The sequence below is a fragment of the Buttiauxella gaviniae ATCC 51604 genome, from assembly GCF_001654835.1.
Lineage (GTDB): Bacteria > Pseudomonadota > Gammaproteobacteria > Enterobacterales > Enterobacteriaceae > Buttiauxella > Buttiauxella gaviniae.
The window spans coordinates 176,242-191,096 of the sequence record NZ_LXEP01000011.1 but is presented as its reverse complement, the minus strand read 5'-3'; the positions used below and the strand labels follow the sequence as shown (position 1 = coordinate 191,096).

General features: G+C 47.6%; 13 protein-coding genes. 7 read left to right on the top strand and 6 right to left on the bottom strand.

Going from position 1 to position 14,855, the window contains the following annotated elements; genetic code table 11:
* Positions 1 to 5 precede the first annotated feature (5 nt).
* The 6 genes from M977_RS07045 (at position 6) to M977_RS07020 (ending at position 6,181) form a co-directional block, all read left to right on the top strand.
* The gene (locus M977_RS07045; RefSeq protein WP_245163492.1) at positions 6 to 1,664 is read left to right on the top strand and encodes a diguanylate cyclase; all 1,659 of its coding nucleotides are present in this window, start codon (positions 6 to 8) and stop codon (positions 1,662 to 1,664) included.
* Positions 1,661 to 2,185, top strand: a complete 525-nt coding sequence (locus M977_RS07040; protein WP_064513506.1) for a chemotaxis protein CheW — start codon at positions 1,661 to 1,663, stop codon at positions 2,183 to 2,185. The genes M977_RS07045 and M977_RS07040 overlap by 4 nt, the downstream gene beginning before the upstream one ends.
* Entirely contained in the window at positions 2,169 to 2,528 is a 360-nt protein-coding gene (locus M977_RS07035; protein ID WP_064513504.1) for a hypothetical protein, read from the top strand. Before M977_RS07040 ends, M977_RS07035 begins: the two co-directional genes overlap by 17 nt.
* A 220-nt stretch (positions 2,529 to 2,748) precedes the next feature.
* Positions 2,749 to 3,759 carry a sensor domain-containing diguanylate cyclase gene (locus M977_RS07030; protein WP_064513502.1) on the top strand — a complete coding sequence of 337 codons (1,011 nt, stop codon included), beginning with the start codon at positions 2,749 to 2,751 and terminating at the stop codon, positions 3,757 to 3,759.
* A 39-nt stretch (positions 3,760 to 3,798) separates the two neighbouring features.
* Positions 3,799 to 4,980: an acetyl-CoA C-acetyltransferase gene (locus M977_RS07025; RefSeq protein WP_064513500.1), complete on the top strand. Its 1,182-nt coding sequence runs from the start codon at positions 3,799 to 3,801 to the stop codon at positions 4,978 to 4,980.
* 505 nt (positions 4,981 to 5,485) lie between these two features.
* A complete protein-coding gene (locus M977_RS07020) occupies positions 5,486 to 6,181 on the top strand; it encodes an oligogalacturonate-specific porin KdgM family protein (protein WP_064513498.1) in 696 nt (231 codons plus the stop codon).
* A 180-nt stretch (positions 6,182 to 6,361) separates the two neighbouring features.
* Here the strand turns inward: M977_RS07020 and M977_RS07015 are convergent, their stop codons facing one another.
* A complete protein-coding gene (locus tag M977_RS07015; RefSeq protein WP_064513496.1) occupies positions 6,362 to 7,537 on the bottom strand; it encodes an oligogalacturonate lyase family protein in 1,176 nt (391 codons plus the stop codon).
* 445 nt (positions 7,538 to 7,982) lie between these two features.
* Here M977_RS07015 and kduD point away from each other — a divergent pair, with 445 nt between their 5' ends.
* Positions 7,983 to 8,744: a 2-dehydro-3-deoxy-D-gluconate 5-dehydrogenase KduD gene (gene kduD / locus M977_RS07010; protein WP_064513494.1), complete on the top strand. Its 762-nt coding sequence runs from the start codon at positions 7,983 to 7,985 to the stop codon at positions 8,742 to 8,744.
* 59 nt (positions 8,745 to 8,803) lie between these two features.
* Here the strand turns inward: kduD and M977_RS07005 are convergent, their stop codons facing one another.
* From M977_RS07005 to M977_RS06985, 5 genes are all read right to left on the bottom strand, one after another.
* On the bottom strand, positions 8,804 to 9,934 hold the full coding sequence (locus M977_RS07005; protein WP_064513492.1) for an oligogalacturonate lyase family protein: 1,131 nt from the start codon (positions 9,932 to 9,934) through the stop codon (positions 8,804 to 8,806).
* An 83-nt stretch (positions 9,935 to 10,017) separates the two neighbouring features.
* A complete protein-coding gene (locus M977_RS07000; protein ID WP_064513490.1) occupies positions 10,018 to 11,307 on the bottom strand; it encodes an ABC transporter substrate-binding protein in 1,290 nt (429 codons plus the stop codon).
* A gap of 15 nt (positions 11,308 to 11,322) precedes the next feature.
* Positions 11,323 to 12,450 (bottom strand): ABC transporter ATP-binding protein, encoded by a 1,128-nt coding sequence (locus M977_RS06995; RefSeq protein WP_064513488.1) that lies wholly within the window; start codon positions 12,448 to 12,450, stop codon positions 11,323 to 11,325.
* A gap of 13 nt (positions 12,451 to 12,463) precedes the next feature.
* Positions 12,464 to 13,378, bottom strand: coding sequence for a carbohydrate ABC transporter permease (locus M977_RS06990; RefSeq protein ID WP_064513487.1), 915 nt, complete (start codon positions 13,376 to 13,378; stop codon positions 12,464 to 12,466).
* Positions 13,371 to 14,261 (bottom strand): carbohydrate ABC transporter permease, encoded by an 891-nt coding sequence (locus M977_RS06985; protein WP_064513485.1) that lies wholly within the window; start codon positions 14,259 to 14,261, stop codon positions 13,371 to 13,373. The genes M977_RS06990 and M977_RS06985 overlap by 8 nt, the downstream gene beginning before the upstream one ends.
* Positions 14,262 to 14,855 lie beyond the last annotated feature (594 nt).

Genomic DNA, 14,855 nt, shown 5'->3' with positions numbered 1-14,855 from the left:
ATACGATGAATACTGCTCAAGATAAAATCGCTCGTTTGCGTCAGCGCTTTTTGCAGCGTATTCCCGTGATGTTGGACCAGGCTGATGGGCTGCTGGCGAAATTAGTCGTTGAGCCGAACGAAGTGGATAGTAAGCAATTGCACCTTTTGTTGCATAGCATCCACGGAACCAGCGCGTCGTTTGGGTTCACGAAAATTGCCAGCCAGGCTGCTGAAGGTGAGCATCTGCTGGTGAGCCATTCTGTTTCGGATACGAAGTACACCAAGCTTGGCGAGATAATGCGGCAGTTATATGCATTAACTGAAGAGCAGGCGGAGAGCGCACGTCGTGGGGCAGATTCTTTAGTTAAGTTCCCCATAGCGGCTTCTACTCAGGAAGAGGTTGCGATTAACCGCACCATTAAGCCTGTTTATCTGTGTGATGATGAATGCGATCAGGCTGAATTACTGGCAACCCAACTTCGCTGCTTTGGCTTTATCTGTTATGTGTTTACCAACACGGCAGATTTTACCAAAGCAGTGTTATCACAGCCGCCGTCAGTGGTCATTATGGATGTCAGCTTCCCGGATAACGCTTATGGCGGCCCGCTTGCGATGTCTGACCTGAGAAGTAAAGTCGGCACACCTTTCCCGGTGCTTTATCTTTCCTGCCATAGCCATTTCCACGCCCGCATCAATGCGATTAAAGCGGGATGTGATGGTTACTATGTGAAACCTGCATCAACCACCGATTTAGTTCAGGAGCTGCACCGCTTAACGCAGCCGTCACTGAAAAAACCGTATCAGGTTTTACTGATTGATGATGAGCCCGAAGTCGCGCAATACAATGCCGAAATGCTGCGTATGGCGGGAATGGAAGTGCATGTTCTTACCCAGGTTCCGCACCTGCTGAATGTTCTCAATACCCATCCGATCGATATTGTTCTGATGGATTTCCACATGCCGGATTACAGTGGCGAAGAACTGACAAAACTGATTCGTCAGATCCCACAACATATCGGTTTGCCAATCGCCTATCTCTCCAGCGAAACCAATAAAAAAACCCAGTTTGGGGCGATGAGTACCGGTGCGGAAGATTTTATTATTAAGCAGGCCGATCCGCAGGAGTTAATTAATGCGGTTTCAATTCGAGCAGAAAGAATGCGTACGCTGCGTGCTCGTATGTCTCAGGATAGTTTGACGGGCCTGTATAACCACTCAACGACGACGCATTATCTGGAAAGCGCGATCACCGAGTCCAACTACAGCGGCATTCCATTTAGTCTGGTCATGGTCGATTTAGACCACTTTAAAAATATCAATGATACCTACGGCCATGTTGCGGGCGATCAGGTGATTCTGGGTATCTCACAGCTTTTCTCACATCGTTTACGCAGCACCGATATTGTGGGGCGCTATGGCGGGGAAGAGTTTGCGATAATTATGCCGGCCACCACCAAAGAACAGGCAGCCGCAGTGGTTGAAAGACTGCGTCAGGGATTTGAAAAAATTCACTTCTCAGTCAACCAGACTAACTTCAGTAATACCTTCAGTGCGGGAATTGCCTCCTGGCATCCGGGAGACAAAATAGAAACTATCCGCGAACGTGCAGACCAGGCTCTATATTCAGCAAAACAGCATGGCCGTAACCGTTATTGTATTGCTGATGATAAGGAAGTGGCATGAGCGAGCCATTAGAGCAAATACTCAGTCTTTATCAGGATGAGCATCGGGAAATTGCCAACGTTGATGAACCGCAATGTAGCCTTGTTTTGTTTAAGCAAGCTGACAAAAATTTTGCTTTTTACGGTTCGCAAATAAAAGAGATCCTGGCCGAGCGCCCTGTTTCATGGGTGCCGGGCTGCCCGCCTTCTCTTGAAGGGGTGATTAATCATCGCGGTCGCGTTGAGTCGGTGATTAACATAAATCGGCTAATTGAAACCGCGGGGCAGGATGTACCAGGCAAACGCACAATTCTTATTGGCCGTGGCAATAAAATGCAAAGCGGGGTTCTTATCGATAAATTAATAGATGTGCTGGATGTGGCTGAAAGCCTGATTCATCCAGCGGCTGATAATTTATCTGCTGCCATGCAAAAAGTGGTGGTCGGGATCGTTCCTGTCGGGCACGAGTATTTTGCGCTGCTGGATTTGAATTTAGTCTTTGAGCGTTATCTGGAAACCAGCGGCTATGACTCACTCGCTTAGTCTTGCGGCAGTAAGAATCACTCTCGGGAATATGCATTTTTATATTCCGACATCGCAGGTGCAGCGCTGTGTGCTGGCAGTGCCCGATACACCAGAAATACAGCGATTTAGCCATTGGTTAGGGCTGCCGGATGAACCGCAGCGCGGCATGCATCTGCATTTATTGGTGCCTGCGAGCAATGTCGCAAACGGATGGTATTTCTGGGGAGAGCTGGAAAATGTGGTACTGCTGCAAAATGAAATACTCCCTCTGCCTGTGATACTTCAGCAATGCTGCAAATTACCCGGGCTGCGTGCGCTGGTGCAGGATGAAAGCCTGAGTCCGTTATTAAGCTGGCGGTGAATCTTACACCGCCTGCTCTCTTCGTTATCACCACGTCGATTTCGCAGACAACTCCCTGAGCTACACACTTCTCCAATCTTCTGAACAAATGAATCCATCCACTGGAAGCAGACTCCCATTTGTCATATTTGGCAGGGGAAGTCGTATGAAAAATATGTTAAAAACGTGCGCATCTGAGCCTTACATCTGTGCGATTAATTAAAAAGGTATACCCGATTTTATGTCTGACAATCTTATCGAGCGCATTTCCACCGCGTTAGAATCTGAATACACTCTTGAGGGACTTGTCCGACAGCTGCTGGAAATGCTCGAACTGGTAACCAATATGGAGTCAACTTATCTGACGCGAATCGAACCTGATGGCAGTTTCCAACATATTCTTTTTGCTCGTAATTCCCGACATATGCAAATTCCTGAGGGGCTTTGCGTGCCGTGGGGTGACACGCTTTGCAAGCGCGCACTCGACGAAGGAAAGCGCTATACCTGCGATGTGGCGAATGTATGGGGCGATTCCCAGGCCGCGAAGGCATTAGGTATTACCACTTACGTCAGTACGCCTGTCACGCTTGCGGATGGTTCTTTATATGGAACACTTTGCGCAGCCAGTTCTGAGCATCGCATTTTGACCGAGCGTAGCGAGCAAGTCCTGCAATTGTTTGCGCAGTTGATTGCTCAGCAAATTCAAAATGAACAGCTTTTGCAGCAACTTCAGCAGGCAAACGCCGCGCTTACCACCGCCAGCTATACTGATGAACTGACGGGGCTGCCTAATCGCAGAGCTGTATTTGAACAGTTACCGAAACTCTTTTCGCAGGCTCGCAATGATGCGCGCTTTGTGTTGTTGGCTTTTGCTGATCTTGATGATTTCAAAGAGATTAATGACGCTTATGGCCATGGCGTTGGCGATAGTTTTCTGTGTGCAATTGGGCAGCGTTTACAAAAAGGGACGCATCCTGATGAAATCATTGGGCGTGTTGGTGGTGATGAGTTTGTTGTGGCAAGCGTTGGGCCTTCAGCCTCTGATGAGGCTCTACAAGCGGCGCAGGCATTCAAAATTAGGCTGGCAAACTTGCTGACTGGCGAGTATCAGCTACATTCCAGTGTGATTAATTATGCGGGTCCCAGCATTGGTGTTGTTGCAGTCAACCCAGCAGATACCGATCACGATTTAGCTTTGCGTGAAGCTGATGCGGCAATGTACATCGAAAAAGATCGTCGCCGGGGCTTATAACCTTTCCAGAAAAGCAGTCGCAACGTTGCGGAGATAATGATGAAAGATGTCGTGATCGTGGGGGCTGCACGAACGCCTATTGGCTGCTTTCAAGGGGCTCTTTCACCACGTAGCGCTTCGGAACTGGGGAGTGCGGTGGTTAAAGCGCTACTAGAACGCAGCGGCGTAAGTGAACAAGAAGTTGATGAAGTGATTCTGGGCCAGGTTCTAACTGCGGGCGCGGGGCAAAACCCCGCGCGACAAACCGCACTAAATAGTGGTTTGCCTTGGTCTGTTTCCGCTATCACTATTAATGATGTTTGTGGCTCCGGCTTAAAAGCACTTCATCTTGCGACGCAGGCGATTCAGTGCGGTGAAGCTGATGTGGTGATTGCTGGTGGCCAGGAGAATATGAGTCGCGCACCACACGTTTTGGCCGATAGCCGTAACGGTGCTGGCCTGGGTAATAGCCAACTTATCGACAGCCTGGTTCACGATGGATTGTGGGATGCCTTCAACGACTACCATATGGGCGTGACGGCTGAAAACCTTGCGCGTGAATATGGTATCAGCCGTGAAAGTCAGGATGCCTACGCTCTGGCATCGCAGCATAAAGCGCGAGCAGCGATTGATGCCGGGCGTTTTAAAGATGAAATTGTGCCGGTGACTGTTGAACTCAACTCCGGGAAATCAGTAGTTGTCGATACTGACGAGCAACCGCGTACCGATGCCAGTGCCGAAGCTCTGGCGCAACTGCGCCCAACCTTCGATATTTTGGGAAGCGTAACCGCGGGAAATGCCTCTTCTATTAATGATGGTGCCGCGGCGGTGTTAATGATGAGTGCCAGCAAAGCCGAAGAGCTGAATTTACCAGTGCTCGCTCGTATCAGAGCATTTGCAAGCGTTGGTGTTGATCCTGCGTATATGGGCATTGCACCTGTGACAGCTACGCAGCGTTGTCTCGAGCGAGCAGGATGGTCGCTTGATGAGTTGGATCTGATTGAAGCGAATGAGGCCTTTGCGGCGCAGGCGCTTTCGGTGGGAAAAATGCTTGAGTGGGATGAGCGCAAAGTGAATGTCAACGGCGGCGCGTTGGCGTTGGGGCATCCAATTGGTGCCTCTGGTTGTCGAATCCTGGTTTCGCTAGTGCATGAAATGATTAAGCGTGATGCCAAAAAAGGCCTGGCGACGTTGTGTATTGGAGGCGGGCAGGGAGTCGCTTTAGCCATCGAGAGAGATTAATGCCCAACGCAGTCCTGTTTATCAATGGAAAGGCACCTTCGTTATGAAGGTGCCTTTTTCTTTAATCGGTATCTCATTTTTATAGGTTTTATTTAACGTCATTATCCTCAGATGATTCTTTTCCCGTTGTTAAGAACCTTTCAGCTCATTTGCCTTAATTCTCATTCTCTGTGAATAATTTTATTGTAATCCCCTACGTTATTATTCGAATTAAAATTAATCAAAGGGGTTTTCTTTAGTTTTATTTAAGTCACAAAAATACTTTATGTAAATAAATTAAAACATTATTGAAATAATGTTTGATTGGCGTGCTTTGCATTTTTTGCGTGATGGGTGTCGCTTAATTTCGATACGAATTGTTTGTTTTGTTGATAGCCATCACGAAGATTACCATGTGTTAATTTTGACATAAATATTTACGATCTCGATCACTAAAATGATGTTCATTTAAAAATAAAATTCAGTTTCATAATAATGAAACGATATTTCAATGAGGGATTTATTTATGTTGAAGAAAACTCTGGGTCTGGCAATGTTGATTGGTGCTTCTTTTGCAGCTCAAGCTGTGACCGTCGACTTACGCCATGAATTCATTGACGGTGGTAAAACGGACTCAACCAACGCCGATCGCGTCTCAGTTTCACATCGTTTTGCAAATGGTTTCGGTTTCTCTGTAGAAGCGAAATGGAAATCAGGTGGTGATAATACCGATCAGCCATTTAGTGACTTTGTTGGTAATGGCCATGAAGAAGCTATTAGCTGGCAATGGAAAGCCGATAAAAATTTCTCTGTAACACCTGGTTTTAATATTGAAAGTAACGATAGCCGTTCTATCTATAAGCCAAACTTACGTGTGCAATATAGCTTCGACAATGGCTTCTATGTTGCTGCTCGTTACCGTTATGATTACACCCGCTACCCGGCTAATGCTAAGAAAGATGACGATAAAGTCAACCGTGGTGACGCATGGGCAGGCTTCGTGATGGGTGACTGGCGTACCGAGCTAAACTATGTTTACGCACGCAGTGAAGAGGGTAATGCTCGTAATAATAACAAGCCTTATTCTCAGGAATACAACGTGAAGTTGGCTTATAAATTGGATAAAAACTGGGCTCCATATGGTGAAGTCGGTAACGTAGGGGTAAATGATCGCGATGACCGTCAGACCCGTTTACGTGTCGGTGTTGCATACTCCTTCTGATAGTTTAATCCTTTAATATCCTCTCCCAGCCTCTGCTATTAGCAGAGGCTTTTTTATATTTGAATATGACATAAAGAAATTAGTTTTAAGTACACAGTCAACACCCTAAATAAATAGATATAAAAAAGCCCTCTCATAAAGAGAAGGCAAGGCCTACACAGGGTACACTATGTTTATTTATCAGGCAGAAATTAACTCTGGATTAGCAGGCATTTTGGCAATATACAGTGCAGGTTTACCATCTTTATCTGAGCTGAATAAGATGGCACTGTCATCCGGAGTAAATGAAGGATGCGGATGCGTAACCTGACGGCTATTAGCAAAAGTTGCCCAGGAAGTATCGTGGCGAGCTACGCGGAAATAAGCTTTTTTCGCTACATCGAAGGCATATAAATACGGATCGTTGTCGATGGTATAACCACTAGTATCTTTAACGTCGACCGGAGTACCGGAACCGTCACCCACCAGCAGCGAACCATCGAAGTTACTCATCAGGTGTGAACATGCTGGCATCTGCATGACTTCTGTATTTTCGCCGTTATCTGGATTGTAGCTATAAATAGTACGGCCTTGCTGGCCTTTCAGGTAGGAAACGTACATTAAGGACGAACCGTTCGGCACCCAGAATTCATGCGTGCAGCTTTCGCCTTCGGCGTGCTCTTTTACTTTGCGCACGTTGCTACCATCTTCGTTGACCATCCACATACGTGCATCAACCAGGTCGTGTGGGCCTTCGTGACAGAACGCAACGGTGTTGTCATCGAACGGGCGGTAGATTGGGTGGCCGAGCCAGTTTTTTTCCTGGTGGATAACGGCACTTTCACCGGTTTGCAGATCAACACGCAGCAAGCGGCAGTTTGGTCCTTTATGGAAAAAGTCATGGAAGATCTTCCAGTCGTTTAACGGTACCCAATCATCTTTGGAGATTTCGATACCCACAAGTTTTGTGCAATCGCTGTTGGCAACCCATGTGCCGTAACCAACCCAGTCAGCAGGCACACGATAAACTTCACGTTCAACCAGCGTTTCAAGGTTAACTTCCAGCAGCGTGCGTTCGTTCTTCACATAATAGAGAGATTTGTCATCCGGGGAGAGGAAGCCACCAAAGGTGTTGTCGCCAGTGCCTTCAGTTAATTGCACCGCTTCGGCGGCGGCGATATCCAACAGATAGTAATTCCAGTTGCCGTCAAACTCGCCAGCAAACAGTAGCTTACTGCCATCCTGAGTGAAGCATTTTTGATAGAAGTAATTGCGATGGCACGTTACTTCTGGTGGCGTTAAACGGGTGACTTCGACGCCTGTGTCCGGGTCCTGACTCACTTCATAAACCAGCTTAACCCGCATACCTTTAGCCATGATGCTCTCCTTAAAATGACAATTCATATACCCGTCATTCTTCAAGCTGCAGGGGGGCTGCAACTCGAATGCTAACGAGTATTCAGTGAAAGTTATGTTCAAAATCTTGGTGTTAATTTATCAAAACATTGTTTCAATATGTGTGATTACATTCACTAAACTGCAAAACCACTGGCAATACTTTCAGTAAGGAAATGCATTTAAGGGGATAAATGCAGAGGGAACGTGATCGAAATATCAAATCTGAAAAGTATTACCCATAATTTGAAACAACGTTTCATTTATAATTGAAAAGCAGTTTCAACCAGATTACTATGAATCCATCAAAGATTACGGAACAGCGTTTTTACCGTAAGTGATTTATGAGTTGCGCAATTTGCGTGAACAAAATTTTCCCCAAGATGCTTGCGCTTACAGCAGGCCCGTATAAAAAAAGGAAACCTACATGATTCTGGATTCATTCTCCCTACAAGGTAAAGTTGCTGTTGTTACTGGTTGTGATACAGGTCTGGGCCAGGGTATGGCTATCGGTCTTGCTGAAGCAGGTTGTGACATTGTTGGTATCAACATCGTTGAACCGGCTGAAACCATCGAGCGCGTAACTGCTCTTGGTCGCCGCTTCCTGAGCCTGACCGCTGACCTGCGCCAGATTGATGGTATTCCATCTCTGCTGGAGCGTGCGGTTGCTGAGTTCGGCCAAATCGACATTCTGGTTAACAACGCAGGTCTGATTCGTCGTGAAGATGCAATCAACTTCAGCGAAAAAGACTGGGACGACGTAATGAACCTGAACATCAAGAGCGTGTTCTTTATGTCTCAGGCTGTGGCTCGCCAGTTCATTGCTCAAGGCAAAGGCGGCAAAATCATTAACATCGCTTCTATGCTTTCTTACCAGGGTGGCATCCGCGTACCGTCTTACACTGCTTCTAAAAGCGCAGTTATGGGTGTGACTCGTCTGCTGGCTAACGAGTGGGCACAACACGGTATCAACGTGAATGCTATCGCACCGGGCTACATGGCGACCAACAACACCCAACAGCTGCGTGCTGACGAAGAGCGTAGTGCGGCGATTCTTGAGCGTATCCCGGCGGGTCGTTGGGGCCTGCCAGAAGATCTGAAAGGTCCAATCGTGTTCCTGGCCTCTCCTGCATCTGATTACATCAACGGTTACACCGTTGCAGTTGATGGCGGCTGGTTAGCACGTTAATCCACCTGACCAAACCAGACTAAATAGAAACCTCCTGAAATCAGGAGGTTTTTTTATATCTACACCCTTGCTAAATACAACGCAGGCATCCCTTCTTCGTCAGACGTGTAAAGCACCCATTGGTTATCCGGGCTAAATGAAGGATGCGGATGCGTCACCTGGCGGTCACCATCCAGCACTTTCCAGGATGTATTGTGGCGGCAAACGGCTTTCTGCGTGCCTTTGTTAAGATCGAATACCCAAATGAACGGATCGTTGAGATCGATATTTCCCGTTTTGTGCGGTGCGCCATCACCGACAACCAGCGAGCCGTCGTGGTTGCTCATCAAATGCGAGCAAGGCGGAATGGTTCGGAGTTGGCGATTCTCAAGCGTTTGTGGATCGGCGCTCCATAAATAGCGGTGCGCATCACCTTCTTTATGGGCGACGTAGTAAAGTGCGGAGCCGTCCGGCACCCAGAACTCATGTGTAAAACTTTCACCTTCGTCATGCTGGCGAACTTTACGCAGATTGCTACCATTCTGGTTAATCAGCCACATGCGAGCATCAATGGCATCACGCGGGCCTTCGTGGCAAAACGCCACGGTTTCATCGTCAAACGGGCGGTAAATTGGGTGACCCAGCCAGCGTTTTTCTTGCAAGATGACCTGCTGCTCACCGCTGTGTAAATCGATGCGAATCAGGCGGCACTCCGGGTTTGTGAAGTAGAAATCACGGAATTTTTGCCAGTCGGTGAGCGGTGACCAGTCACTCTTTTTGATTTCAATCCCCACCAGTTGGCTACAATCGGAATTCGCAACCCAGGTGCCATAAGCCACCCATTCATCATCGACTTCATAAACTACGTATTCTTCGAGTGAATGCAGATCAACGCGGCGTAATTCGCGAGCGTTTTTCACATACCACAGCGACCGATCATCAGCCGATAAAAAGCCGCCGAAAGTATTGTCGCCTTCACCTTCGGTGAGTTGTGTTGCCATTTGCTTTTCTAAATCGAGTGAATAGTAATTCCAGTGCCCTTCGAACGCGCCGCCGAAAATTAGCCGCTGCCCATCGTCGCTAAAACATTTTTGGTAGAAATAATTACGGTGGCAAATAATGTGCGGTGGGGTGAGTCGTAATACTTCAGCTCCGGTTTCCTTGTCGCGTCGGGCGCGGAAGGAAAGTTGGATTTTCTTACCTTTAGCCATAACGAATTTCCTTCTTTTTTTAAAAAAATACCCCGCCTCGCAAGCGGGGCAGGGTATCTATCTGCAAATATCAGGCTGATTAATTAACGCATTGCGCGTTTCAGAATACGGTTACCCTGACGTTCAAACTCAGCAGCAGTTTCTTCTACGGTTTTCTGGCCATAGTCGATGTACTGCAAAGAAGTACCGAACAGGGAAACAATCTGCGGGTCATCGAAGTATGGCGATGTTGGCAGTTTGTTTGGCAGAGATTGCGCCAGTTTCAATCCGGCAACCGCTGGATCATTATCTTTGATCACGCCATCAGCAGTCAGTTGGGTTACAGCCGCTTTGCTCAACGGTACGCCGCGCTCCAGACCCAACGCTTCCACGCCCGCTTTTTCGTTCAGCAAGAAGTTAATCAGCATGGCTGCTTCTTTCGGGTGCTTGGTCGTTTTGCTGATAGAGAACATCTGCGCTGGTTTAAAGAACATACCGGCATCTGTTGCACCTGGCAGCATCGGGTAAGAACCCAGCTCGAGTTTCGCTGGCGGCTTCAGGTTATCGGAATACTTTTTAATGGTGGAGTTCCACATATAAGTACCGGCCCATTCTCCCTCAATCCACGGTTTCATCTCGTACATATTGCTCTTACCAAATGACGCATAGTATTTGGTGTCAGGCATTACGTGGCTGTCGATAAGCTTTTTGTACATACCAAAGAACTCAACCCACTGCTCTTTGGAGTAGCCGAATTGCTTTTTCGCGGTATCGATTTCAGGAATATTGTATTTCTGCACCATATAAGAGCGCAGCAGAGACAGCGTATCCTGGTGCTCTAACACCACTGGGAAATATTGCTTGCCCAGTTTGGATTCAAAGGTTTTACCCGCCGCCATCAACTCATCCCAGGTTTTCGGGTATTCAACGCCCGCTTTTTTCCAGGTCTCATCGTTGAAATAGAACACACGAGCAGTCACGGAGATTGGAATGCCGTTCAGCTTGCCGTCAACGGTGGTGGTTTGCAGCTCTTTCGGGTCAAACTGAGTCAGATCCAGCTCACCTTTCACGGTGTTCAAATCGTAGAAGCCCGTGCCGGTTTTGGAGAAAATTGGCAGCCAGTTCCAGTTAGTCTGCATCACGTCAGGCTCGGTACCGCCCGCAATCTGCGTAGTCAGACGGGAAAGGTGACCGTCCCAACCGGTGTATTCAGACTTCACCTTAATGTTTGGATGTTCTTTCTGGAACTCTTCAACTGCTTTCAACGTAACCTGATGGCGCCCGTTGCCGCCCCACCAGGACATACGTAACTCAACATCATCTGCCGCGAACGCCGAGCCGGCAGCCATTCCTAAGGTAGAGGCAATCAGGGTACTTAATAGCACTTTTTTCATTATCATAGACTCCTGTCAGAGAGAGATGTTTTGTTCTGTTTTTGCGTCGAAAATATGACATTTTTCCATGTCAAACTTGAAATACACCTTACGGTGAAGGCCTTTCTCAATCATTGGCTTAGCTTCATCGGAAGGGATGCGGCAGGTCATTTCGAAATCAGCTACTTTCAGGTAGATGAAGAATTCATGGCCCATATTCTCTACACGCACCATCTCGCCGCTGGAATGGCTTTCGGCAAACGGTTCATCAGAGAGTGAAATAAACTCAGGACGGATGCCGAAGAAGATGTCCTGATTTTTGTATTCAGCACAACGCTTCTGCTGGCGCTCGTTCAGCGCCAAAGTGTCATTCCCCACGCTAATTTGCAGGCTGCCGTCTTTTTCAATCAGCTTGCTCGGGCGAATGTTCATTTCTGGGGCACCGATAAAGCCCGCCACGAACATATTTTTCGGGAAGTGATAGAGGTTATCTGGCGTATCCACCTGCATGATGTGACCCAGTTTCATCACGCAGATACGGTCGCCCATGGTCATCGCTTCTGTCTGATCGTGGGTCACGTAAACGGTAGTCGCAGGCTTGCCGCTTTTCTTGAGTTGCTTATGCAGGTCGGAGATACGAATACGCATCGACGCACGCAGCTTGGCATCAAGGTTAGATAACGGTTCGTCGAACAAGAACACGTCAGGCTTTTTCACAATCGCACGGCCAACGGCCACACGCTGTGCCTGGCCGCCTGATAACTGGCGCGGTAGGCGGTCCATCAGCTCATCGAGCTCAAGAATTTTGGCCGCTTCATTCACCTGGGACTCGATTTGCTGTTTTGGCAGCTTGCTGAGTTTCAGGCCAAAGGCCAGGTTTTCACGCACGGTCATGTGTGGATACAGTGCATAGTTCTGGAACACCATCGCGATACCGCGAGATTTAGGGGCCAGGTTGTTCACCACGCGGTCGCCGATTCTGACTTCACCGCCACTGATCGTTTCCAAACCTGCCAGCATACGCAGGGTGGTTGATTTCGCGCAGCCAGATGGGCCGACGATAACCATAAACTCACCGTCTTCAATCTTCAGGTCGATACCATGAACCGCCTGGAAGCCGTTGGAGTAAACTTTTTGCAATTTGTTGAAAATAACTTCAGCCATGATATTCCCTCACTTAACCTTTAATTCCGCTGCTGGTCACGCCTTGTACGAAGTAGCGTTGAGCCAGGAAGAAGATGATGATCGATGGCAGAATGGAGATGCTCGCCATTGCCAGAATTTCGTTCCATGGAGCGCCTTCAGTCACGTCGATAGACATTTTGAGCGCCAGTGCAATTGGGTATTTGTCTACGCTGTACACATAAATAAGCGGCCCGATAAAGTCGTTCATAGACCACATGAACTGGAACAGGGCGACAGAGATAATGGCCGGTTTCAGAATCGGCACTACCACATACCAGAGCACCTGGAAGGAGTTACAGCCATCAATCTGCGCTGCTTCTTCCATATCGCGTGGCACGCCACGCAAGAACTGGATCAACATGAAGACAAAGAATCCCTGGGTTGCGAATGCCATTGGCAGCCACAGCGGCAGGTAGCTATTCAACATGCCCATTTCACGGAACATCAGGTATTGCGGGATTAACAGTACGGTGCTTGGCAGCAACATAGTGGTAATCAACGTCGCGAACCAAAACTTCTTGAACGGGATTTCGAAACGGGCAAAGCCGTAAGCGACAATCGTTGAAGAGATAATGGTTAGCAGTACTTTTGGAATCACATACTGCATTGTGTTCCACATATAGTGGCCAAAGGTGTACTCAGTACCGGTTTTCCAGCCGTTGACGAAGCCGTCGCTGGTTGGGTTTGACGGCCACAGACCGAGGGTTGTGAATATCTCATGGTTCGGTTTAAACGCTGCAGAGAACATCCACACCAACGGGTAGAGCATCAACAGACCGACAATAATCAGCACCACATAACGGATGGTGCGGCTGATTTTTTCACGGCGCAAAGTACGCGCGATCTCTTCTTCTGCCAGGTCCGTTGCATTTTTAGCCGCTAGCTGGCTTGGTTGGATATCAGCCATTTTTGCCTCCCTTATCTGCGGAGTAGAACACCCAGTATTTCGATGACTTAAAGGCGATGGAGGCAAAGACCGCCACGACCAGGAACAGTACCCACGCCAGCGCCGCGCCATAACCCATATCGAAGTATTTGAAGGCTGTGTCGTAGATATACAGTGAGAACAAGTAGGTGTAGTGAGTCGGGCCGCCACCGGTGATGATGTACGGTGCTGTAAACTCCTGGAACGCCTGCGTGGTCTGCATGATGAAGTTGAAGAAGATAACCGGCGTAATCAAAGGCACGGTCACTTTCGTGAACATCTGCCATTTAGACGCGCCATCAATCATTGCTGCTTCATATTGTGATTGCGGAACGTTTTGCAGTGCGGCCAGGAAGATGACCATCGCCGAGCCGAACTGCCATACACGCAGAAGCGTAACGGACATCAGCGCCAGAGACGGTTCACCCAGCCAGTTCACCGGGTCGAGACCGAACACACCAATAAAGCTATTTAGCAGGCCGTCGATGGCAAACAGTGCGCGCCACAAAACGGCGATGGCTACAGAGCTACCCAGAATTGACGGGATGTAATACGCAGTACGGAAGAAACCGATGCCGCGCAGTTTAAAGTTCAGAACAAATGCGATACCGAGTGCGAAAGCGAGTTTTAACGGAATGGTTAAAAACACATACGCAAAAGTGACGCCCATGGATTTCCAGAAGAGCGAATCTTCGGTCAACATGTAGCGATAGTTCTCTATACCGGTGAATACCGGCGGGTTCATCAGATCGTACTCAGTAAAACTGAGGAAGAAAGATGAAACAAACGGGAAGGCAGTAAAGACTAACAACCCTATTATGTAGGGCGAAATCCATGCCAATCCCAGCATTTTGTTTTCATTCATACATACCTACCTGGTGGTCAATGGTTTAAAAATTGTTTTGCAAAAATCGTTCTCGAAACTCATTGCCTCACCCGTGAAGCTATACGGATGGGTCGGAAAGAGGGGGGCGTGGCTGTCATATTCATTCCATGATAATTAATTGATAAATAAAGATTAAAAACCCATGTCGTTTGTTCGTGTTCTGTATTTACATTCAGATTTCATAAACATGCGAACCATGGTTCCCGATTAGTAAAACAGCGTTTTAATTAATCCTATTACGATTTGTAACTGAGTCATTCAATTCATGATGGAAATGTGATCAAAGTCGAAACACTGTTTCGATAATGTGAAATGGACGAGGTTTTGCTCGGGATGAAAAAAGGAAGGTAGAAATTCTTAGTTTTTAAACTGCAATAGTTGGTGGTTGTTTTTCAGTTGATTCTTAGGAATAATGACCATTCATTAAAGAGAGTTACGTTTCGTTACAGAGTTAAGGCTTTGTTATCAGTGCATTACCAAATGGTAATTATGTTATTTACAGTCAGTTTTTGATATCGACAGTGACATGCACAAGGAGAAGATATACAGCCTTTCTTATGGTTTAAAACCCAA

Excerpts from the sequence above, each read along its gene's own strand:
- M977_RS07045 (WP_245163492.1), top strand. The coding sequence starts at position 6 with ATGAATACTGCTCAAGATAAAATCGCTCGTTTGCGTCAGCGCTTTTTG.
- M977_RS07040 (WP_064513506.1), top strand. The coding sequence starts at position 1,661 with ATGAGCGAGCCATTAGAGCAAATACTCAGTCTTTATCAGGATGAGCAT.
- M977_RS07035 (WP_064513504.1), top strand. The coding sequence starts at position 2,169 with ATGACTCACTCGCTTAGTCTTGCGGCAGTAAGAATCACTCTCGGGAAT.
- M977_RS07030 (WP_064513502.1), top strand. The coding sequence starts at position 2,749 with ATGTCTGACAATCTTATCGAGCGCATTTCCACCGCGTTAGAATCTGAA.
- M977_RS07025 (WP_064513500.1), top strand. The coding sequence starts at position 3,799 with ATGAAAGATGTCGTGATCGTGGGGGCTGCACGAACGCCTATTGGCTGC.
- M977_RS07020 (WP_064513498.1), top strand. The coding sequence starts at position 5,486 with ATGTTGAAGAAAACTCTGGGTCTGGCAATGTTGATTGGTGCTTCTTTT.
- M977_RS07015 (WP_064513496.1), bottom strand. The coding sequence starts at position 7,537 with ATGGCTAAAGGTATGCGGGTTAAGCTGGTTTATGAAGTGAGTCAGGAC.
- kduD (WP_064513494.1), top strand. The coding sequence starts at position 7,983 with ATGATTCTGGATTCATTCTCCCTACAAGGTAAAGTTGCTGTTGTTACT.
- M977_RS07005 (WP_064513492.1), bottom strand. The coding sequence starts at position 9,934 with ATGGCTAAAGGTAAGAAAATCCAACTTTCCTTCCGCGCCCGACGCGAC.
- M977_RS07000 (WP_064513490.1), bottom strand. The coding sequence starts at position 11,307 with ATGAAAAAAGTGCTATTAAGTACCCTGATTGCCTCTACCTTAGGAATG.
- M977_RS06995 (WP_064513488.1), bottom strand. The coding sequence starts at position 12,450 with ATGGCTGAAGTTATTTTCAACAAATTGCAAAAAGTTTACTCCAACGGC.
- M977_RS06990 (WP_064513487.1), bottom strand. The coding sequence starts at position 13,378 with ATGGCTGATATCCAACCAAGCCAGCTAGCGGCTAAAAATGCAACGGAC.
- M977_RS06985 (WP_064513485.1), bottom strand. The coding sequence starts at position 14,261 with ATGAATGAAAACAAAATGCTGGGATTGGCATGGATTTCGCCCTACATA.